The sequence below is a fragment of the Pseudoblastomonas aquimaris genome (assembly GCF_035481675.1).
Classification (GTDB): Bacteria; Pseudomonadota; Alphaproteobacteria; order Sphingomonadales; family Sphingomonadaceae; genus Alteriqipengyuania_B.
In genome coordinates, this window is record NZ_JAYJJW010000002.1 from 234,701 (window position 1) to 254,590 (window position 19,890).

At 66.2% G+C, this 19,890-nt stretch carries 24 protein-coding genes; 11 read left to right on the plus strand and 13 right to left on the minus strand.

Annotated features, from left to right (window positions below):
• Positions 1 to 216 precede the first annotated feature (216 nt).
• Genes VCJ71_RS11195 through VCJ71_RS11205 form a run of 3 tightly spaced genes read left to right on the plus strand, consistent with a single transcriptional unit; the run spans position 217 to position 2,656 of the window.
• Positions 217 to 873 (plus strand): Tim44/TimA family putative adaptor protein, encoded by a 657-nt coding sequence (locus VCJ71_RS11195; RefSeq protein WP_324641213.1) that lies wholly within the window; start codon positions 217 to 219, stop codon positions 871 to 873.
• 5 nt (positions 874 to 878) lie between these two features.
• Positions 879 to 2,081 carry a murein transglycosylase A gene (gene mltA, locus VCJ71_RS11200; RefSeq protein ID WP_324641214.1) on the plus strand — a complete coding sequence of 401 codons (1,203 nt, stop codon included), beginning with the start codon at positions 879 to 881 and terminating at the stop codon, positions 2,079 to 2,081.
• Positions 2,078 to 2,656 carry a Smr/MutS family protein gene (locus VCJ71_RS11205; protein WP_324641215.1) on the plus strand — a complete coding sequence of 193 codons (579 nt, stop codon included), beginning with the start codon at positions 2,078 to 2,080 and terminating at the stop codon, positions 2,654 to 2,656. Before mltA ends, VCJ71_RS11205 begins: the two co-directional genes overlap by 4 nt.
• A gap of 30 nt (positions 2,657 to 2,686) precedes the next feature.
• On the opposite strand, the gene VCJ71_RS11210 is transcribed toward VCJ71_RS11205, so the two are convergent.
• The 3 genes from VCJ71_RS11210 to VCJ71_RS11220 form a co-directional block, all read right to left on the minus strand.
• The gene (locus tag VCJ71_RS11210) at positions 2,687 to 2,893 is read right to left on the minus strand and encodes a hypothetical protein (RefSeq protein ID WP_324641216.1); all 207 of its coding nucleotides are present in this window, start codon (positions 2,891 to 2,893) and stop codon (positions 2,687 to 2,689) included.
• Positions 2,890 to 3,114, minus strand: a complete 225-nt coding sequence (locus VCJ71_RS11215) for a hypothetical protein (RefSeq protein ID WP_324641217.1) — start codon at positions 3,112 to 3,114, stop codon at positions 2,890 to 2,892. Before VCJ71_RS11215 ends, VCJ71_RS11210 begins: the two co-directional genes overlap by 4 nt.
• A gap of 70 nt (positions 3,115 to 3,184) precedes the next feature.
• Positions 3,185 to 3,439: a cold-shock protein gene (locus VCJ71_RS11220; RefSeq protein WP_324641218.1), complete on the minus strand. Its 255-nt coding sequence runs from the start codon at positions 3,437 to 3,439 to the stop codon at positions 3,185 to 3,187.
• Positions 3,440 to 3,729: 290 nt separating this feature from the next.
• Between VCJ71_RS11220 and VCJ71_RS11225 the strand changes: the two genes are divergently transcribed.
• Both VCJ71_RS11225 and VCJ71_RS11230 read left to right on the plus strand, forming a co-directional pair.
• The gene (locus tag VCJ71_RS11225; protein ID WP_324641219.1) at positions 3,730 to 4,380 is read left to right on the plus strand and encodes a M23 family metallopeptidase; all 651 of its coding nucleotides are present in this window, start codon (positions 3,730 to 3,732) and stop codon (positions 4,378 to 4,380) included.
• 131 nt (positions 4,381 to 4,511) lie between these two features.
• Positions 4,512 to 5,060 carry a GNAT family N-acetyltransferase gene (locus tag VCJ71_RS11230; RefSeq protein WP_324641220.1) on the plus strand — a complete coding sequence of 183 codons (549 nt, stop codon included), beginning with the start codon at positions 4,512 to 4,514 and terminating at the stop codon, positions 5,058 to 5,060.
• 86 nt (positions 5,061 to 5,146) lie between these two features.
• Here the strand turns inward: VCJ71_RS11230 and aroC are convergent, their stop codons facing one another.
• Positions 5,147 to 6,220: a chorismate synthase gene (gene aroC / locus VCJ71_RS11235; RefSeq protein WP_324641221.1), complete on the minus strand. Its 1,074-nt coding sequence runs from the start codon at positions 6,218 to 6,220 to the stop codon at positions 5,147 to 5,149.
• 79 nt (positions 6,221 to 6,299) lie between these two features.
• Between aroC and ruvA the strand changes: the two genes are divergently transcribed.
• The 3 genes from ruvA to ruvB all read left to right on the plus strand — a co-directional run bounded on the left by ruvA (position 6,300) and on the right by ruvB (position 8,414).
• Positions 6,300 to 6,902, plus strand: a complete 603-nt coding sequence (ruvA, locus tag VCJ71_RS11240; protein ID WP_324641222.1) for a Holliday junction branch migration protein RuvA — start codon at positions 6,300 to 6,302, stop codon at positions 6,900 to 6,902.
• The gene (locus VCJ71_RS11245; protein WP_324641223.1) at positions 6,902 to 7,246 is read left to right on the plus strand and encodes a hypothetical protein; all 345 of its coding nucleotides are present in this window, start codon (positions 6,902 to 6,904) and stop codon (positions 7,244 to 7,246) included. The genes ruvA and VCJ71_RS11245 overlap by 1 nt, the downstream gene beginning before the upstream one ends.
• Before the next feature lie 109 nt (positions 7,247 to 7,355).
• Positions 7,356 to 8,414 carry a Holliday junction branch migration DNA helicase RuvB gene (ruvB, locus tag VCJ71_RS11250; protein ID WP_324641224.1) on the plus strand — a complete coding sequence of 353 codons (1,059 nt, stop codon included), beginning with the start codon at positions 7,356 to 7,358 and terminating at the stop codon, positions 8,412 to 8,414.
• A 257-nt stretch (positions 8,415 to 8,671) separates the two neighbouring features.
• Here ruvB and VCJ71_RS11255 read toward each other — a convergent pair whose 3' ends face one another.
• On the minus strand, positions 8,672 to 8,902 hold the full coding sequence (locus VCJ71_RS11255) for a hypothetical protein (RefSeq protein WP_324641225.1): 231 nt from the start codon (positions 8,900 to 8,902) through the stop codon (positions 8,672 to 8,674).
• A gap of 56 nt (positions 8,903 to 8,958) precedes the next feature.
• A complete protein-coding gene (locus VCJ71_RS11260; protein WP_324641226.1) occupies positions 8,959 to 10,020 on the minus strand; it encodes a hypothetical protein in 1,062 nt (353 codons plus the stop codon).
• Here VCJ71_RS11260 and VCJ71_RS11265 point away from each other — a divergent pair.
• Positions 10,004 to 10,129: a PEP-CTERM sorting domain-containing protein gene (locus VCJ71_RS11265; protein WP_324641227.1), complete on the plus strand. Its 126-nt coding sequence runs from the start codon at positions 10,004 to 10,006 to the stop codon at positions 10,127 to 10,129. The two genes, VCJ71_RS11260 and VCJ71_RS11265, sit on opposite strands and share 17 nt — an antisense overlap.
• 124 nt (positions 10,130 to 10,253) lie before the next feature.
• On the opposite strand, the gene VCJ71_RS11270 is transcribed toward VCJ71_RS11265, so the two are convergent.
• From VCJ71_RS11270 to VCJ71_RS11280, 3 genes are all read right to left on the minus strand, one after another.
• A complete protein-coding gene (locus tag VCJ71_RS11270; RefSeq protein WP_324641228.1) occupies positions 10,254 to 10,685 on the minus strand; it encodes a rhodanese-like domain-containing protein in 432 nt (143 codons plus the stop codon).
• On the minus strand, positions 10,685 to 13,357 hold the full coding sequence (acnA, locus tag VCJ71_RS11275) for an aconitate hydratase AcnA (RefSeq protein ID WP_324641229.1): 2,673 nt from the start codon (positions 13,355 to 13,357) through the stop codon (positions 10,685 to 10,687). Before acnA ends, VCJ71_RS11270 begins: the two co-directional genes overlap by 1 nt.
• A gap of 172 nt (positions 13,358 to 13,529) precedes the next feature.
• Positions 13,530 to 14,438, minus strand: coding sequence for a DMT family transporter (locus VCJ71_RS11280; RefSeq protein ID WP_324641230.1), 909 nt, complete (start codon positions 14,436 to 14,438; stop codon positions 13,530 to 13,532).
• A gap of 120 nt (positions 14,439 to 14,558) precedes the next feature.
• On the opposite strand from VCJ71_RS11280, the gene VCJ71_RS11285 reads away from it, so the two are divergent.
• Positions 14,559 to 15,902 carry a L,D-transpeptidase family protein gene (locus VCJ71_RS11285; protein WP_324641232.1) on the plus strand — a complete coding sequence of 448 codons (1,344 nt, stop codon included), beginning with the start codon at positions 14,559 to 14,561 and terminating at the stop codon, positions 15,900 to 15,902.
• Between the two features lie 51 nt (positions 15,903 to 15,953).
• On the opposite strand, the gene VCJ71_RS11290 is transcribed toward VCJ71_RS11285, so the two are convergent.
• Positions 15,954 to 16,706: a murein L,D-transpeptidase catalytic domain-containing protein gene (locus tag VCJ71_RS11290; protein WP_324641233.1), complete on the minus strand. Its 753-nt coding sequence runs from the start codon at positions 16,704 to 16,706 to the stop codon at positions 15,954 to 15,956.
• Between the two features lie 113 nt (positions 16,707 to 16,819).
• Here VCJ71_RS11290 and VCJ71_RS11295 point away from each other — a divergent pair, with 113 nt between their 5' ends.
• On the plus strand, positions 16,820 to 17,293 hold the full coding sequence (locus tag VCJ71_RS11295) for a hypothetical protein (RefSeq protein WP_324641234.1): 474 nt from the start codon (positions 16,820 to 16,822) through the stop codon (positions 17,291 to 17,293).
• Between the two features lie 3 nt (positions 17,294 to 17,296).
• Here VCJ71_RS11295 and VCJ71_RS11300 read toward each other — a convergent pair whose 3' ends face one another.
• The 3 genes from VCJ71_RS11300 to VCJ71_RS11310 are packed head-to-tail and all read right to left on the minus strand — an operon-like array spanning position 17,297 to position 19,886.
• Positions 17,297 to 17,929, minus strand: coding sequence for a retropepsin-like aspartic protease family protein (locus tag VCJ71_RS11300; RefSeq protein ID WP_324641235.1), 633 nt, complete (start codon positions 17,927 to 17,929; stop codon positions 17,297 to 17,299).
• A 44-nt stretch (positions 17,930 to 17,973) separates the two neighbouring features.
• The gene (locus tag VCJ71_RS11305) at positions 17,974 to 18,468 is read right to left on the minus strand and encodes a thioredoxin family protein (RefSeq protein ID WP_324641236.1); all 495 of its coding nucleotides are present in this window, start codon (positions 18,466 to 18,468) and stop codon (positions 17,974 to 17,976) included.
• Positions 18,468 to 19,886 (minus strand): NAD(P)-binding protein, encoded by a 1,419-nt coding sequence (locus VCJ71_RS11310; protein WP_324641237.1) that lies wholly within the window; start codon positions 19,884 to 19,886, stop codon positions 18,468 to 18,470. The genes VCJ71_RS11305 and VCJ71_RS11310 overlap by 1 nt, the downstream gene beginning before the upstream one ends.
• Between the last annotated feature and the right edge of the window lie 4 nt (positions 19,887 to 19,890).

The following is a 19,890-nucleotide window of genomic DNA, read 5'->3' on the forward strand; positions in this document are numbered from 1 at the left end:
GCGACAGCGCGCCTAGCACCCGCTCACCGCCCCCGCAACGCCGCTCTGCAGGCAGGCGCAGCGCCGCGGCGGCGCGGTCTCATCGCTTGTTCATTTGTGTTTGGTCACTATTTCAGGCACCAATGGTAAACGGTTTCGTTGTAAGGATCGCCCGGCAAATCCGGTGGGCGGGCCCGGCGGCGCCTCGCAGAGCCTAAGCGGCAGGAAAAGACTAACGTGTTTTGGGAAATCATCATCCTTGCCATGATCGCAGCCTTCCTGGGCCTGCGCCTTTATTCCGTGCTGGGCCAGCGCGCCGAGCATGAGGAAGAGCCGTCGGTGACCCGGCTTGAGCAGCCGCGCGAACAGCAGCGAGAGCGCCCTGCAGAGGCTGCAGCGCCGCAGGGCCAGCAGGCGATGCCGCAATTCTCCGGCGTGACCCCGGCGATCGAGCGGGGCCTGCGTGAAATTTCCGCCGCCGACCGCCAGTTCGACCTGCTCTCGTTTCTCGAAGGGGCGAAGGGCGCCTATTCCGTCGTGCTGGAAGCCTTCTGGGAAGGCGACCGCGAAGACCTGCGCGAACTGACCGATGCCGATGTCTACGCCGGTTTCGAAGCGGCCATCGCTGCGCGCGAGGAAGCGGGCGAAACGCTCAAGAACAGCTTGGTGCGGATCGAGGATGCTGTCATCCATTCAGCCGAACTCGACGGCTCGATCGCGCGGATCACCGTGCGCTTCATCGCCGACATCGCCGCCGTCACTTACGACAAGGATGGCAACGTAGTCGCCGGATCGCTCGACGACGCGATCGAAAGCGTCGACGTCTGGACGTTCGAGCGTGATACGCGCCTGCCTGGCCCCAAGTGGCTGGTGACCGAAACCGACGAGGGCTGAGGCCCGTGAACAACGGGGTAAAAGCCGTGCTGCGCGCCGCCGCCCTGCTGGCCGCGCCATTGGCACTCGCCGGCTGCCAGATCGTCCCCAAACCGATCGATCGCGCGCCGCCGCCGCCCGCGGGCACTACGGCGTTCGAAATGGGCGTGCGCGCCGGACCGCCCGTTGCGCGCCTCAATTTGACTTACGAAGACGCGGCCAGCGCGCTGCTCGCCTTCAACACAAGCTGCCCCGTCGTCCTGTCGCGCGAGGACGCGAGCGGACTGACTATCAACAGCGACTGGAGCGAGGCCTGCGCCGCATTTACCGCATGGCCCGCCGCCGATCCGCAAGGCTTCTTCGCGCGCTTTTTCGACACGGTCGAAGTGGGCACGAACGACGCCTTCGCCACAGGCTATTTCGAGCCCGAGATCGCCGGCTCCCGCGTGTTCCAGCCGGACTATGCCCCGGTGTACGCGATGCCGGACGACCTCGTGCGCGCATGGCCCGACGACATATCCGAAAGCGAACGCACGGGCCGCGCGCCCCTGGGCCGCTATGACCAAAGCGGCAAGGTCGTGCCCTATTACACCCGCGCCGAGATCGAGGACGGGGCGCTTGCCGGGCGCGGGCTGGAGCTGGGCTGGGCGGTCGATCCGATCGAGCTGTTCTTCCTGCAGATCCAGGGCAGCGGGCGGCTCGCCTTTGCCGACGGCAGCGTGACACGCATCGGCTATGCCGGGCAGAACGGTCACGGCTACACCGGCATCGGCGCGCTGATGCGCCAGCGCGGCCTGATCGGCGACGGAACGGATTACCCAACCAGCATGCAGGGCATCGTCCAGTATTTGCGCGACCACCCGGCAGAAGGCCGCGCGATCATGCGCGAGAACGAAAGCTGGATCTTCTTCCGCGAACTGACCGGCCCGAATGCCGCGATCGGGCCTATCGGCAGCATCGGCGTGCCGGTGCGGGGCCGCGCCTCGGTAGCGGTCGATCCCAAATACGTGCCCTATGGCGCGCCCGTCTGGCTCGATCTCGACCGCGACGTGGCGGACGGGCTGTGGGTGGCGCAGGACACCGGCGGAGCGATCAAGGGTCCCAACCGCTTCGATACATTCTGGGGCGCCGGTGCCGAAGCGCGCGAGATTGCCGGCGGCATGAGCGGGCGGGGCCGCGCCTACATCCTCCTGCCGAAAGCCGCCGCGCGCCGCCTGCTGGCGCGATGAGCTATCCGCGCGGCCTGACGCCCGAGGAACAGGCGGTCTGGGAGCAGCTTGCCGCCACCGCTACGCCGCTCCATCCTCCGCGAGCCGAAGCAGCCAGTCGCCCGCAGCTTGATCGGGAGGCCCCGCGAGCCAAGGCCGCTACACCGCCCAGGAAACCGAAGGGCCGCGTCCCGCCGATGCGTGTACCCGCGCCACCATCACCACCGGCCACGCGCCCGCTCGATGCGCAGCACGGGCTCGACAATTCGTGGGAGCGCAAGCTCGCCCGCGCGGGGGTGGAGCCCGATTTCACGCTCGACCTGCATGGCCATACGCTGGATGGCGCGTGGAACCGGCTCGACAGCGGCATCGCGCAGGCGAAGGCGATGGGCGCGCGCCTGATCCTCGTGGTCACCGGCAAGTCGCGCCCGGTCGACGCAGCGGATCGCGGGACCAGCCGCGGGGCGATCCGCGCCAAGATCCTCGACTGGCTCGCCGCCGGCCCCCACGGCGCGGACATCGCCGCCGTCCGCAAGGCGCACCGCCGCCATGGCGGCGACGGCGCTATCTATCTAGTGTTGCGACGGGGGCGGTGATTCAAAATCCCGCTTGATTCCGCGCGAAAATCAGGTCGTCGATTGGCGGCGATGTTCTGCCAGCGCGTCTTTTAGCCGGGCGTAAGTGTAAGGGCCCACACGGTAACTGACCGACGTGATCGCAATCACCCCTTCCGGAAGCTCGGGTGACGAATGCGCCGCAACCGCACCACCTTCGTTTTCCCACTCGCGCGCGTCAGATTGTTCGTTCGGTGCAGGATGTCGCTCGATCGTCACGCTGCATCCCCTTCGCTATCTGCAGGTTTCCGTACGTCAGTCAGGCTGGATCGTTCGTCCTGCGGCCAGCCGACATTGGACAAGCCATTTGCCTTTCGCCAGGCGGCGATCCGGCCTGCCTGGTCGCCTGTCTCCTGAAACAGCGCCCTGCGCTCGTCGGCAGTGCCCGAACGGTCGGCCTTCATGGCGGAAATCTGGTGATCGAAAAGGAACTGGTTCATCGGCATCGGCTGATTCCTTGAAGGAGAAAAAGCGAGGCCGGAGCATAATGCCCCAGCCTCGCATTCGGCTTTAGCCCTGCTGCTTGCGGGCCTGGTCCTTGTGGCTCGAGCCATCGCCCTGCTGCTGTTGCAGGTTCACGGCACGCTTGCTGCCGCCGTCGACTTCGCTGGTTTCGAACTCGTAGCTCTGGTCGACCTTGGGTTCCTGCGCTTCCTGCTGCAGGTCGGACTTCTTGAACGGAAGCGCATCGCCACCCTTTTCGGGAGCGATCGTGCCGACGCCCTTGTTGCTGTCGTAGCTCTTGATCTTGCCGGTATGGGCCATGTGTACTTCCTTCATGCGTGTTTGCAGCGCGCCAGGATTGACCCGACTGCGACTAAGAGGCGAAACGGAAGGAAAGGGCTCCCAACTGGGAAGCGAAGACCGTCGATAACGACTGGTAGCTGAGTATTAGATGGTGTCTGGGGTGGAAAACACAATGGGCACAAGAAGATAAATCGGGCGGAATAGCCTTTCGAGTGATTGACTCGCAATAGTGAGCCGATACCGTGCGCTATCGTTTCCGGAGAATTTCGATGCTGACACAAGCCGGTTTTGTAGTAGCTGCAGCCTACGTGTTGGCAGTCTCCGCCAGCGCGCAGGATCAAAAGGGCTTCGCGCCAACAGGGGAAGAGATCGATCGGATCGCGGAGGAATTGCCGCAGATGATGCTCCATCCACTCTACGACGAGCCGTACATGTGCAGCGAACACCCTTTCAGCACGTCGATGCAGCCCGGCAATACGCTGGCCCAGGACTGCATGATCATGGACGGCATTGACTGGGTGACGAATACCGGGTTCATGCAATTCTACAGCGGTGACGGATCGCGTAACGAAGACTGGTACGGCTGGGGCAAGCCCGTGCTCGCGCCACTGGCGGGGACCGTCACTGAGACATATCGCGTCGACACGGTAAACGAACCCGGCACGATGACGCCCGGGATGGCAACCTATGTCACGATAACCGCTGCAGGTGGCGAAAGCGTCATGATCGTGCACCTTGGCGAGATCGCGGTGGAAGAAGGCCAGTCGGTCGCCGTTGGGGACGTGGTCGGCACGGTCGGCAACAATGGCAATTCACGCAGCCCGCACATTCATGTCGGCGCCATCGACGCAGAAGGGGAGCCCGCCCAGATCCGCTGGAACCTCGTCACCGCAGCCCTGCGCGCGCGCGATTACGTGATGGAATTGCGCAAACGGGCGGATGCGGAGAGTGGCGACTAGCCAAAGGCGCGGACATCGCGGCCGTCCGCAAGGCCTGCGCCGCCACGGCGGCGACGGCGCGCCTTACCTGGCGCTGCGGCGCGGGCGCTAATTTCCCGATTGCAGGCAGAAGGCCCTACGGCGATACCGCGATGATGAGACTGCGAAACACGCTTGAAAACCGTCCCGACCTTCGAACGGAGCGCCTGACCCTGCGCCGCCCGGCGCAGGGCGATATCCCTGCCATCGTCGCAATCGTCGGACAGAAGAGCGTTGCCGAAAACCTTGCCCGCGTGCCGCATCCCTACGGCGCGAAGGACGCGCAATTTTTCCTTGAGCAGGTCGTACCGGCGGAATGGGTGTGGGCAATTACACTTAGCGGCGAAGACAAACTGATCGGTGCCGTCGGACTGACGCCGGAAGCAGACGCCGACACCGCCGAACTGGGATACTGGATCGACCCGGCCCATTGGGGAACGGGAATCGCAACGGAGGCATCGCGGGAGGTGCTCGCCTACGGGTTCGAAATCCTGAAACTTCCGCGGATCGTGTCCGGATATTTCGAGAGCAATCCCGCATCCGGCAAAGTCCTGCGCAAACTCGGCTTTCTGGAAACAGGGCATGTCATGCGGCCATGCCTCGCTGCCGGAGGCGAAGTGCCGTCGGTGTCGATGGAGTTGCTTGGCACTGGCGGGCCTTAAAGGCTGCAGTTGCTTTAGAGCCGACTAGCGCAATGGCCGCGATGGCGAGGGGCAAGGCAAGGCGGGTTGTCCTCTCCAATGTGCCCTTACCCGCACTGCCCGCGGTGCATCATCATCTGGTCGGCCAGAACCAGCGCCATCATCGCTTCCACCACCGGCGTGCCGCGAATGCCGACGCAGGGGTCGTGGCGGCCCTTGGTGCGGATTTGGGTTGCGGTGCCCTCGCGGTCGATGGTTTCGACCGGCGTCAGTATGGAACTGGTCGGCTTGAAAGCCACGCGGCAGGTCACCGGCTGGCCGGTGCTGATCCCGCCCGCGATGCCGCCGGCGTGATTGGCGAGGAATTCGGGCGTATCACCATCGGGTCCGGGCCGCATCGGGTCGGCGTTGCTTTCCCCCGTGCCGCGCGCGGCATCGAAACCGTCGCCGATCTCCACGCCCTTTACCGCGTTGATGCTCATCATCGCGCCCGCAAGTTCGGCGTCCAGCTTGGCATAGAGCGGCGCGCCCCAGCCCGCGGGCACGCCTTCGGCCCGGCATTCCACCACCGCGCCCAGCGATGATCCGGCCAGCCGCGCCTCGTCCACCAGCGTCTCCCACCGCTTCGCTGCTTCCGGATCCGGGCAAAAGAAGGGGTTGCGGGCAATCTCGCCCGCGTCGAAGCGGGCCGGGTCGATGCGGTCGCCGCCGATTTCCGCCACATAGGCCGTCAGCGTCACCTGCGGGATCACCAGCCGGGCGATCGCGCCCGCCGCTACGCGCATGGCGGTTTCCCGCGCGCTCGACCGCCCGCCGCCGCGATAGTCGCGCAGGCCGTATTTCGCGTCGTAGGCGTAATCCGCGTGGCCGGGGCGATAGGCCTTGGCGACTTCGGAATAATCCTTGCTGCGCTGGTCCACGTTCTCGATCATCAGGCTGATCGGCGTGCCGGTTGTCTGTCCTTCGAACACGCCGGACAGGATGCGGACCCGGTCCGGCTCCTGTCGCTGGGTGGTGAACTTGCTTTGCCCCGGGCGACGCTGGTCGAGGAAGGGCTGGATGTCGCCTTCCGACAGGGCGAGGCCCGGAGGGCACCCGTCCACCACTGCGCCGATGGCCGGGCCATGGCTTTCGCCCCAGGTGGTAACGCGCAGCATATGGCCGAAGCTGTTGTAACTCATGGCCCGGTTTCCTGCCGCAACTGTGAACGCCTGTCCATTAGCGCTGGACCAAGGGTTACTTGTGCCGCAAGAACAAACCATGATTGCGAAGCTTAACGGGGTGCTGGACGAAAGCGGCGCGGACTGGGCCGTACTGGATGTGCGCGGCGTCGGCTATCTCGTCCACTGCTCGGCCAAGACGCTTGCCGCGCTGGGCGAGAAGGGGGAGGCCGCGACGCTGTTCACCGACCTGCAGGTGAGCGAAAACGACATGCGCCTGCTCGGTTTCGCGAGCGCGGAGGAGCGGGACTGGTTCCGTGCACTCACGAATGTGCAGGGCGTCGGCAGCAAGGTCGCGCTGGCCATCCTCAGCGCGCTCAGCCCAGGCGAATTGCGCGATGCCTGCGCCGGCGGCGATGCGGCCAGCGTGGCCCGCGCGCAAGGCGTCGGTCCGAAACTGGCCGGCCGAATCGTCAACGAGCTCAAGGACAAGGCGGGTTCTATGCCCGGCGGCGGAGCGAGCGGCGATGTCGCGGTGACGCCCGCCGGCCCTGCCAGCGCCGATGCGGTAAGCGCGCTCGAAAACCTCGGCTTCAAACCCGCAGTGGCCGCAAGGGCTGTCGCCGCCGCGCAAGGGGAGCTGGGCGAAGGTGCAAGCGAAAGCGACCTGATCCGCGTGGCGCTGAAGAAGGCGGCGGGGTGATGGCGAAAGACTGGCGGCTCGGTGTACTAGCAATCTATGCGTTGATTATCGGGTCAATGCTGATCGATGCACAATCGAGGATTTTTGAATATGCTGTGTTTCTCTGGTGCCTGCTCCCGATGGCGATATTTTGCCTGATACCAAAACGGCCGACAGAACTTGGAATCACCGCAATTCTAATTGCACTGTTTGGAGTCTGGGCTTGTCTAGACGCAGTATACATCGGCCAATCGGACGGTCTTGCGCTTTTGGCGTTCATTTTTCTGCCTATCGCGCAATTTGCCGCTGCGCCGTTCATCTTCGGAATTGGGACCATGATAACTAAAAATTTCGGGGAACAGTGATCTCATATCTTTCATCGTTCCTGTTGATCGCGCGCGAGCTGCATCGGTTCCAGCGTGCCGATAGATGGATGCTGAAACAGGTTCAGCATGACCGAGCGTATCTAACCGCATGAGCGGAAACCCCGATCTCACCCCCGAACGCCAGCCGGACGATCCGGATGCGGCGCTGCGGCCCAAGAGCCTGGCCGAATTCATCGGGCAGGCTGCGGCGAAGGACAATCTGGCGGTCTTCATCGAGGCGGCGAAAAGGCGCGGGGAGGCGATGGACCACGCGCTGTTCTTCGGCCCGCCGGGCCTGGGCAAGACCACCCTTGCGCAGATCGTCGCGGCGGAACTGGGCGTGGGCTTCCGCGCGACCAGCGGGCCGGTGATCGCGAAATCCGGCGACCTTGCAGCGCTGCTCACCAACCTCGAGCCCAACGACGTCCTTTTCATCGACGAGATCCACCGCCTGAACCCGGTGGTGGAGGAAGTGCTGTACCCGGCGATGGAGGACCGCGCGCTCGACCTCATCATCGGCGAAGGTCCCTCGGCACGCAGCGTGCGGATCGACCTGCCGCCTTTCACCCTGGTCGGCGCGACGACCCGGCAGGGCCTGCTGACGACGCCCCTGCGCGACCGCTTCGGCATCCCGGTGCGGCTCAACTTCTATACCGAGGACGAATTGTCCCGCGTGGTCACCCGCGGCGCCCGCCTGCTCGGCCTTGCCATCGACGACGCAGGCGCGCGCGAGATCGCGCGGCGCGCACGCGGAACGCCGCGCGTGGCCGGGCGGCTGATGCGCCGGGTACGGGACTTTGCCGAAATCGCCGGCGGCGACACCGTGACGGCCGACGTCGCGGACAAGGCGCTGACCCGGCTGGAAGTCGACAGCCTCGGCCTCGATGCGATGGACCGGCGCTATCTCACCATGATCGCCGACATTTATCGCGGCGGACCGGTGGGGGTGGAAACGCTCGCCGCAGGCCTCGCCGAGCCGCGCGACACGGTGGAAGAGGTAATCGAACCCTACCTCATCCAGCTCGGCCTGATCGCCCGCACGGCGCGGGGGCGCTGCCTCAATTTGCTCGGCTGGAAGCACTTGGGGCTGGCCCCGCCGCAGGGGCCGGCAGGCGATTCGCGCGGCGGCGAGAACGGTGGGCAAGGCGGGCTTTTCGAAGCCGATTAACCACGCCGCCGGACGGAAATCGTAAGGTCTTCCGGCCAATTGGGTGCCATAACGGGACAACCCGCCACCGCGGCCCCGAAACACCCCTAAAAAATCGTCACCGCTGCGGCAAATGCTGGTTAACGCGATTGCGATAGGCGCTCTTCACCCGTCTCTTGGCAGAACGGAATCAACCCAACCCGCCGGAATCCGTCCGGAGCAGGGTCGAATTGATGAAGAGAGATTAGACCATGTCGGTACGTACGGCCCTTGCAAAACTATCCGCGGCGGCGGCAGGCGGTGCGCTTGTCGGCGGCGGGGCGGTTCATGTCGCCGAGCCCCAGGCAGCGCAGGTCGAGTACAAGTCGGTCAAGAGTGTCAAGGATACGCCGCGGGTGCGCGAACGCCAGATCCGCCGGGTCGTCGAACGGCCCGAACGCCGGGTGCGCCGCATCCGCCGCGTGGTCGAGCGCGAGCCCGAGTGCGTTTCCGGCCAGTTCGTCCAGCACCTGCCGGGCGGCATGCACGCGGGCGACGCGGGCACGTCCTACGTGGAAGGCCGCGGCTATTGCATCGAACGCCAGTTCGCCATGGCCGCCATCCCGATGCCGCTTCCGCTTCCCCCGCTTCCGCCCGTCGGCGGCGGCGGTGGCGGCGGGCCGGTCATCATCGGCGGCTCGGGCGGCTTCGGTGGCGGTTTCGGAGGCGGCTTCTTCGGCGGCTTCTTCGGCGGCGGCGCCAGCGTGGAGATTTCCTCCACCACGACGGGCGGCGGCGAAACCTCCGGCGGCATCGTGATCGACATCGACAATTCGAACAATGGCGGCTCGACCTCCACCTCGACCTCTGGCGGCAGCACGTCGACGTCGACGGGCGGCGTGACGAGCACGACCTCCACCGGCGGTTCCTCGACCTCCACCGGCGGCGTCACCAGCACGACTTCCAGCTCCACCGGCGGCTTCACCAGCACCACGTCGAGCTCCACGGGCGGTGTCACGACCACCACGGGCGGGGTGACGAGCACGACCGGCGGCGTGACCAGCACGTCCTCGTCCTCGGGTAACATCACCTCTTCCTCCAGCGGATCGAGCAGTTCCTCCACCTCGTCGAGCACCAGCTCGTCGGGCGGCGGCAGCACCTCGACCTCGACCAGCGGCGGGACGACCGGCGGCATGACGTCGGGCGGCAAGCCGGGCACGAGCACGGGCGGCAACACCACCAGCGGCGGCAACACCACATCGGGCAACATCACCAGCACCGGCGGTTCGACCACCTCGACCACCACCGGCGGGATCACCTCGACCACGACGGGCGGCCCGGTGACCAGCACGACCTCGACGGGCGGCAACACGACCTCGACGTCGACTGGCGGTGTCAGCACGACCACCACGACCGGCGGCTTCACCACCAGCGGCAGCAGCGGGGCGACAAGCTCGGGCGGCATCTCGACCACGACCGGCGGCGTCACCACGACCACCGGCGGCGTGACGAGCACCAGCTCCTCGTCGGGTAACATCACCTCGACTTCGAGCGGTTCGAGCTCGACTTCGACATCGTCCTCCACCTCGGGCAGCTCCAGCAGCTCGACGAGCACCAGCTCGAGCGGCGGCATGACCACCAGCGGCACGACCAGCGGCACGCAGGTCCCTGCGCCGCCGATGGCTATCCTCTTCGGCCTGGGCGCGGCAGCCGTGTTCGGTCGCCGCAAGTGGGGCCGGAAGGCGAAGGAAGACTGAGCCGAAGCGCACGCGAATACCCCTGGCGACCGGCGACCGACCTCACGCCGGCCCGCCAAGGAAAAGGGCGGCACTGCATTGCGCAGCGCCGCCCTTTTTATCGTCTGGAGCGATCCGGAGGCCGCTATTCGCCGCCGATGAGGACCCGCTGCGAAGGTTCGGGCGCGGACCACGCCTCGATCCCGCCTTCCAGGTGCCGGACCCGCGCACCGGTATGCTTCGCCAGCATTTCGGCCGCCCGCGCCGAGCGTTTGCCGGACCGGCAATAGAGGATCGTCTCGCGCCCTTCTTCCATCGGAATCGCCGCCGGATCGAAGGTCTCCACCGGTGCGTTGAGCGCGCCCGGCAGGCGGCCCGCGGCGAATTCCTCCGGCGTGCGGACATCGATCACGATCGCCTCGCCCGCCTCGATCAGCGCGGCAAGGTCTGCTGCCGCGATCGTTTCGACACTGCCTTCATCGGGCAGCGCCTTCACGTCGAGCTGCTCGGACGGCGGCGTGCGCTCGCACCCCGCGAGCGCCAGCGCCGCCACCGCCGCGCCGGCCAGCAATCGCATCAGGCGGCGAGCTGGCGCAGCACGTACTGCAGGATCCCGCCGTTGCGATAGTAATCCATCTCGTTGGCGGTATCGATGCGGCACTGCGCGGTGAAGGCGAAGCCGGTGCCATCGGCGCGGGTGACGTTCACTTCCACGTCTTGTCCCGGCGTCAGGCTGTCGAGCCCGGCGATGGAGAAGCTGTCATCGCCCTTCAGGCCCAGCGTCAGGCGCGTGTCGCCATCCTTGAACTGCAACGGCAGCACGCCCATGCCGATCAGGTTGGAGCGGTGGATACGTTCGAAGCTTTCGACGATTACCGCCTGCACGCCGAGCAGGATGGTGCCCTTGGCGGCCCAGTCGCGGCTGGAACCGGTGCCGTATTCCTTGCCGCCGATGACGACCAGCTGGGTGCCGTCGGCCTGGTGCTTCATCGCCGCGTCGTAGATCGGCATGGTCTCGCCGTCATAGACGGTGAAGCCGCCTTCGACGCCGGGTACCATTTCGTTCTTGATGCGGATGTTCGCAAAGGTGCCGCGCATCATGACCTCGTGGTTGCCGCGGCGGCTGCCGTAGGAGTTGAAGTCCGCCTTCGCGACCTGGTTCGAACGCAGATATTCGCCAGCCGGGCTGTCTTCCTTGATCGAGCCGGCCGGGCTGATGTGGTCGGTGGTGACGCTGTCGCCGAGGATGGCGAGCGGCTTTGCATTGGCAATGTCCTTCACCGGTTCCGGCTCCAGCCCCATGCCTTCGAAGAAGGGCGGGTTGGCGACATAGGTGCTGCCCGGGCGCCACTGGTAGGTGTCGGACGCGGTCACGTTGATCACCTGCCAGTGTTCGTCGCCCTTGTAGACGTCGGCATAGCGCTTTTCGAACATCGAGCGGTCGATGTTGGCGGCGCGATGGTCTGCCACTTCCTGGTTGGTCGGCCAGACGTCGGCCAGCATCACGTCGTTGCCCTGCTGGTCCTGGCCCAGCGGCACTTCGGTGATGTCCTGCGTGACCGTGCCGAGGATGGAATAGGCAACCACCAGCGGCGGGCTGGCGAGGAAGTTCGCGCGCACGTCGGGCGAGACACGGCCTTCGAAGTTGCGGTTGCCGGAAAGGACACTGGCGGCGACGATATCGTTGCCGTTGATCGCCTTGCTGATCGGCGGGGCGAGCGGGCCCGAGTTGCCGATGCAGGTCGTGCAGCCATAGCCGACGAGGTCGAAGCCCATTGCGTCGAGATCGTCCTGCAGGCCGCTCTTGACCAGGTAGTCGGTCACCACCTGCGAGCCGGGCGCCAGGCTGGTCTTCACCCATGGCTTGGGCTTCAGGCCCTTTTCATGCGCCTTCTTGGCGACGAGGCCGGCGGCGATCAGCACGTCGGGGTTGGAGGTGTTGGTGCAGCTGGTGATGGCCGCGATGACCACGTCGCCATCGCCGATGTCGTGGTGGGTATCCTCCACATCGACGCGTACGGGGCCTTCCTTCTTGTAGACCGACTTCAGTTCGCCGTTGAACAGTTCGTCCACCATCGGCAGGGCGACCTTGTCCTGCGGCCGCTTGGGGCCGGCCAGGCTGGGGACGACGCTGGCCATGTCGAGCTCCAGCGTTTCGGAGAACACCGGCTCGTTTTCCGGCGTGAACCACATGCCCTGTTCCTTCGAATAGGCTTCGACCAGCGCGATCTGGTCTTCGCTGCGGCCGGTCAGGCGCAGGTAGTCCAGCGTCTTGTCGTCGATGCCGAAGAAACCGCAGGTCGCGCCGTATTCCGGCGCCATGTTGGCGATCGTCGCACGGTCGGCGAGGCTGAGGTTGGACACGCCGGGGCCGTAGAATTCGACGAAGCTGCCGACCACGCCGACTTCGCGCAGCATCTGCACGCAGGTGAGCACGAGGTCGGTCGCAGTGACCCCCTCGGCAAGCTGGTTCGTCAGCTTGAAGCCGACCACGCGCGGGATCAGCATGGAAATGGGCTGGCCGAGCATCGCGGCTTCCGCCTCGATCCCGCCGACGCCCCAGCCGAGCACGCCGAGGCCGTTGATCATCGTGGTGTGGCTGTCGGTGCCGACGCAGGTGTCAGGGTAAGCGGTGAGGTTGCCGTCCTGGTCCTCGCTCGACCACACGCCGCGGCCGATGTGCTCCAGGTTGACCTGGTGGCAGATGCCGGTGCCCGGGGGCACGGCGGAGAAGTTCTCGAAGCTCTTGGAGCCCCACTTGAGGAAGTCGTAACGCTCCGCATTGCGGGCGTATTCCAGCTCCATGTTGGCTTCCATCGCCTTGGGATGGCCGAATTCGTCGACCATCACCGAGTGGTCGATCACGAGATTCACCGGCACCTGCGGATTGATCTTCGCGGTATCGCCGCCCAGCTTGGCGATGGCATCGCGCATCGCGGCAAGGTCGACGACGCAGGGCACGCCGGTGAAGTCCTGCAGCAGCACGCGCGCCGGGCGGTACTGGATCTCGTTGCCGGTGGTCGGGTTGTTCTGCCAGTCGGCAATCGCCTGCGCATGTTCACGCCCCACGGTATGGCCGCCATCCTCGAACCGGAGCATGTTTTCGAGCAGAACTTTCAGGCTGAACGGCAGGCGGGAGACGTCGCCGAGGCTCTCGGCAGCCTTGGCGAGGCTGTAATAGGCGTAATCCTTGCCGCCGACGGAAAGGGTGCTGCGGGTGCCGAGGCTGTCGGTGCCGACCTTGGTCATGGATGGATCGTCCTTCTGTTATGTCGTGCCGCGTGGTGCGGGTCCGGATCGGGCCGGTTGCGGGCCCTGCTTCTCCGGGGGGAGGGTCGGCGTGGCACCTGCGCAATCGGGCGCGCGCCGTCAAGCCCATCCTCGGGTAATCAAGCTACGGGAAGGCCGCCCGGTTCCCGCTTCAAACGGCGGTGATTTCCGGCGGCTTGCGGCGCGCGGCGATCAGGCACCCGGCCACGATCAGCACCGCGCCTGCCACCACTTGCCATTCCACCCGCTCGGCAAAGAACAGCCAGCCGAACAGGGCGGCCCACAGGAAGCCGGAATATTCCATCGGGACAAGCACTTGCGTCTCCGCGCGGGCATAGGCCCAAGCTATGGCCAGCGCGCCGCCGACGGTCAGCGCGGCCGACCCGCCAAGCGCGGCCAGCGTCTCGCTATGCGGCCATCGCAGCAGCAACGGCGCGGCAAGGGCGAGGACCAGCACCTGCACGACCCCGTGGAAGGCTGCGATTTCCAGCGGTTTCGCGGCGAGCGACTGGCGGCGGATGAGGATGAAATTGACCGCATAGAGCATGGCCGAGACGAGGATGGAGGCAATACCGGCCCACGCCCGCGCATCGATCTGTGCGCTTCCCAGCCGGCCGCTCAGGATGACGAAGGTCCCGGCCAGCCCCAGCAGCGCGGCGGCAACGGCATGGCGGGTGATCGCTTCGCCGAGGAATACGCGGGCGAGATACAGCGCCACGATCGGCGCGACGAAGCTGATCGCGATGGTTTCGGCAATCGGCAGTCGGGTGAGGGCGAAGAAAAACGTCAGCGCCATAAACGCCGAGACCACGCCGCGCAGGGCATGCAGCTTCAGCACCGGAGTATGCGGCCAGCGCCCGCCGGCGGCCAGCCACAGCGGTACCGCAATCAGGCTGGCGAAGGCCACGCGGAGGAACGCGGCGGTATAGACCCCCGCGGCCAGCGAGGCGCCTTTCATCAGCGCGTCCATCAGCGCCAGCAGGCCGACGCCCAGCAGCGCCATCAGCACCGGGCCAATGACGGCGGTCTCGGTTTGCGGCGCGTGGCGCAATTGCTGCACTTCCCGTCCAATTCAGCGTTGCTTCAGCCGCGATGCTTGATGGATTCTGCCAGAACAAGCACAATTGCGCGAGCTTCGGGGCGAATCCGCCCTTTTTCCGCGACCTCCAGGGGCCCAAGAATGAAATCGATCCTTCGTACCGGTATGTCCGCCATCGCCGCTTTCGCCGTCGCCACGCCGGCCCTCGCCGCCGCACAGGCCGTGACGGCCGAGCCCGTTCCCGCCGATGTGGGCGATGCCATCGATGCGATGGAAATGCGCTCCGCCGAAGTCGTGCAGCCGCTGCCCGAGGCCGAACCGCTGGTGCAGAGCTGGACGCTGTCCGATGCACGCCAGCTGCTCGAAGTCATCGAGGGCATCGATGCGCACGGCCTGATTCCGGCGGATTACAATCCGGGCGAACTGCGCGCGGCGATCGCCGCGGGCGAGGGCATGATGTTGGACGAAGAGGCTAGCAACGCGTTCGCCTGGCTGATTGAGGACATGCGCGACGGGCGCACCCCGATGGCCAACCGCCGCCAGTGGTTCGTGGTCGATCCCGATGCCGACCGCTTCCCGACCGCTCAGGTCATGGCCCGTGCGCTGGCCAGCCACGATATCGCCGGCGCGCTGGAGGAAATCGCCCCGACCCATCCCGACTACGCTGCGCTGAAGCGCGAACTGGCGCGCAAGCCGGAAGCGGGCCGCCGCGCGCTCATCCAGGCCAACATGGATCGCTGGCGCTGGCTGCAGCGCGATCTCGGCGCGCAGTACCTGATCACGAACGTGCCCGAATACCAGCTGCGCCTGACGGTCAACGATACGATCATCGAAACCTATCGCACCGTGGTCGGCAAGCCCGGCCGCACGGCGACGCCGCAGCTGGCCGAAAGCGTCGAAGGCGTGATCTTCAACCCGACATGGACGGTGCCGCAGTCGATCGTGAAGGGCGAGGGGCTTGGCGCGAAAGTGCTCAACAACCCCGCCTGGGCGCGGCGTGCGGGCTATACCGCGACGCGCGGTGCGAACGGCTATGTCTCCGTGGTCCAGCAGCCGGGTCCGTCCAATGCGCTCGGCCTGATGAAGCTCGACATGCCGAATGCGCATGCCATCTTCCTGCACGACACGCCCAGCCGCAACCTGTTCTCCAACGCGAACCGCGCGCTCAGCCACGGCTGCATCCGCACCGAACGCGCGACCGAGCTGGCGATCACGCTGGCGATCCTGCAGGCCGACATGGAGCCGGAACGCGCGGTCGAAATCCAGAAATCGGGTGAGTACACGCGGGTCCGTTTCGAGCGCGAGATGCCCGTCTACATCACCTATTTCACGATGGGCACGAATATCGACGGTCAGATGTCGACCTATCGCGACATCTACGAACGCGACGCGCCGGTGCTCGCCAGCTTCCGCGAAGATCGCGTGCGCGAACGCGCCCGCGTGACCGACGAGGAAGTGATCGCGATCGAGAACGGCGAACTGTAAGGCGGGGCACGGCGGCGGGGCGACCCGTCGCCGACCGCTTCACAGGCGAGCTTAGTCCAACTGGAAGGTAACGCCGCGCTCGCCCGCGGTGCGTCCGCCGTCATAGGCAGGACGCATCGGCTGCGGCGGCAGGACGTAGTCGGTCTGCGCGACCGGGGGCATCACGCTCGACCCGTCGCTTTCCAGCCCGAAACTGTCGGCAAAGATCAGGCGGCCGCCGGCAAGGTTGCGCACGCAGTGGCGGAACTGTTCGGGGCCCAGCGCAAGGCAGCCGTTGGACCGGCCGAGCTTGCCCCAACGCGCGACGTGGTCTTCGGTCGCATACTCCGCCGGGTGCATCACGATGGCGCGGGGATAGGCGAGGTCGTTCGTCGGATCGAGCCCGCCGAGGCGCATCGAGAGACCGAATTTGCCGTGATACCACTCCCACGTGACATAGGCTCCGCGGCTGGTCATTTCGGAACCCGATACGTTGGAATAGGTCTTCAGCCAGCCATCGTGTTCGGGGTCGGAGCCCGTGCCATGGGTGACGAGGAAGCTTTCCACCGTGCCCGCTTCCATATTGACGAGGTGGAAGCGCGGCGAGGAGGACCGCAGGCCGAAATCGGCGATGCCGACGATGTCGCGCCGCCAGATCGCCTGGCCTGCGCGTTCGAGTTCCTGCCGGGCGATGGCTGCCAGCTTTTCGTCGCGCGGATTGCCGAACCGCACTTGCGCAAAGGCGCGCGGCGCGGCGGCGAGCGAGGCGCCCGCGGCGAGCGCTCCGGTCAGGAAGGTGCGGCGGTTGGTTGGAAGCATTGTCATCGTCTAGCACGCAATCCCTAGCGCAAGCCTGAACGAAGCGCACCATGCCCACTCGCGTTCCGGCGCAAAGATGCTACGTTTCGCCGATGATCCGCATTGCGATATCGGGGCTGATGGCCCTTTCCGCCGCCGCATGTACAACCGTTGCGCCGCAGGGCGAGACGACCGAAACGGTTGCGCAGCCCGCCGAAGTCACGCTGATCCGTGATCGGGAAGAGGCCGACCGGCTCTTCGCGGTGACCGAGATAACGCTGCAATGGATCGGCTGGGACAGGCGGGGCAGCGTCGTTTTCACGCGCGATGGAGAGTCTGTCCATCTGCGCGGGGTGCATTCGACGGTGGATGGCCAAGGCACTCTGGTCGTCGATGGTCGGGTCGCCGAAGTGGGGACGGACTACTGCATCCTCGACGGCACGATCACCATCGAGAACACGCCGGATACCGGGCGCTCCTGCGAATTGACCAGGCGCGATTGGCGTTTCGCCGTGACGCAGAACCGCCCCTACTACCGATTGCGCGAATTCGAATGGTGCGACGGGCTGACGGATTACATCGACCTCTATCACCCGCGCAGCCCCTCATCCTGACGCCTACTGGCTAAGCACCATCTCGTCGCCGGCAATCTCGACCTTGCCGACCTGCGACAGGAAACTTTGCCCCAACAGCGTCACGTCGAGCCCTTCGGGGATCACGACCGCGCGCACGTTGCTTGCGCTCAGCCCGCCGAGCGTCACATTGCCCAGCACCACCGGCACGCCATAGACATCCCCGCTCGCGCCGCGGGCGATGGGGCGGACTTCGGACGGGTCCCAGTCGACGCCGATGGCCATCGCGTCGCTGCCGGTCAGGGCGATCATGCTGGCGCCCGTATCGACCATGGTGCGAATGCGCCGCCCATCGATTTCGGGGCTGGCGTAGAAATGACCGTCGCCCTCGCGCATTAGCGCGATCTGTCCGCCCATGCCGCCGGTTTCGGCGAGCGCCCGGTCCATTTCCGTGGGTCCGGAGCCGCGCGCGGCGATCCGCCGCCCGGCGTCGTGCCGCGCAAGTACGTCATCCTTCGACCACGGATTGGGGCTGGAGTAGGTCTGCTGCGGCTGCGGCGCGTTGTCGGCAGAGGAGAACGTGCCGAGCGCGCCGTCGTCCCCGCCGGTGCGAAACGCGAAGGCGGCGGCAATACCGGCCACCGGTATCGCGGCCAGGATCAGGTAATTCTTGACCATGGCCGGCAGCGTAATCCGCCGCCCCTTAAGGCACGGTAAAGCGCCTAGCGGGCGGCGTAACCGGCCAGTTCTGCGTAGATTTCGTCCCCGCTACGGCTGGCGGCGTTGCGCCAGCCCTTGGCCGTGGCGGCATTGAGGACCTTTCCGTCGCTGCCGACGGCGACGAGCGTGGGCGTGCCGACGATGTCCGTGATGCCGAACATCGCGGCCAGGTCCAGGTTGCGGCCTTCGCCCTCCTGCGGGTGGCCCACGTCGATATAGACGATGGCAAACTGCTCGCGCAGCGGGGCGAAGCGATCGCTTTCCAGCCAGCCGGCGAGCGCGCGACTGTCATGGCACCAGTTCGCCCCGAATACGGCCAGCAGCGGCCTTGCCTCGGCTTCGGCCACCGCCAGGTCCAGACCGGCGTTGGCCTTTGGATCGAAAGGCGTCGCATCGGGATGTGCGAGGGCGGCTGACGAGGCGCTGTTGACCGGTCCGCAGACCGACAGCAGCGGCGCGGCAATGGCGAGCAAAAGGGTTGCGGCGAGGCGTTTCATTACCCGCCCTCGTGCGCGATCTTTGCGAGCCGGGCAAGGTTCGGCATCGCGGCCATGGCTTTCTCGCGGATATCCGCGAAGGGGGCGAGCATGGCGGGGTTTTCATTGCGCGCCTGTGCGATGGTGCGGGCCATCGGATCGAGGCGCGTGGTCGCGAGCCATGCCGACAGTTCCGGATGGCGCCCCCAAGCCGCGCGGTTCATCGCGTTGCCGAGGATGACGAGCGGGTAGAATTCAGGCCGGCCGTCCAGCTGCATCGGCGTGCCGAGCGCGTTCTTTTCAGCCTCGCCCTCGATATTCGCTTCGATCCAGCCGGTGACGGAGGCGCTCAAGGTCACGAGCGGCGCCATCAGGGGCTGGAGAGTGATCCGGTCGCCTTCGAACTGCGGTGTCACCGGGCGCGGGCGGACGGCGCTCGCCGTGCAATCGATGAACAGGCTGTCGTCCGGCACGGTCGCGGTCCCGTCCCTCCCGACAAGCTTGCCCGGCTCGATACGCTCGATCCGGCCGATGGCGATGACGGCTTCCACCGCGCGCATCCGCTCGACCTCGCCCGGCGAGACGGTGGCGAAGAAGAACTTGGTCGGCAGGACGTCGCGGTCGATCCGCAGCACGTATTCGCGTTCTTCCAGCCACAGGAACAGGTCGTCGGCGGTTTCGGCGGTGGCGCCGATCTCGAACAGGTCGCGCTGGAACCGCGCGGCACCGGGCAGGAATTCCAGCCCCGGCTGCGTGTACTGGCGATTGGTCATCCAGCTTTCGCGCGGGCGGACCCATGCGATCGCTTCGGGCTTCACACCCGCTTCCAGCAGCCAGATGACCGTGTCCATCGCTGTCTTGCCGCCGCCCAGCACGGTGAAGTGCTGCGGGATCGCGCCGCGCTCCATCCACAGGTCGGGCAGCTTGCCGGGGATTACCGTCCGCACGCCTTCCGCCACGTCGTATCCCGGCGTGTGGGTGGCGGGCACGGACGTATCGTAAAAGGTGGAATCGACCGTCTTGCGGCGCACAGCGATCGTGTTTTCCTCGCCGGAGAAGATGCCCCGCACTCGCCCCTCGCCGCTGTAATCCGTCAGCGGCAGGTACGTGACCCGGCCCGTCGGCAGGAAGCGGTCGCGCATGGCTGTTTCGAAATAGGCCTGCAATTCGCTGAGGCCGGCAAGCTCGTAATACCCCTTGTTCGGGCCGCTGTCGTCGATCCGCCCGGTGCCGAGCTCAACGCCTTCGATGCCGTAAAAGGCGCTCGGCTGGTGCAGCGTGACGAAGGGATAGGCGTCGTTCCAGTGGCCGCCGGGCCGGGCATGGCGGTCGACGAAAGTGACGGTGGCATTGTCGTCCTGGCTCAGCAGCGTGTCGGCAAAGGCCATGCCCACCGCGCCGGCGCCCACGACCAGGTAATCGGTTTCGTAATCGGCCATGCGA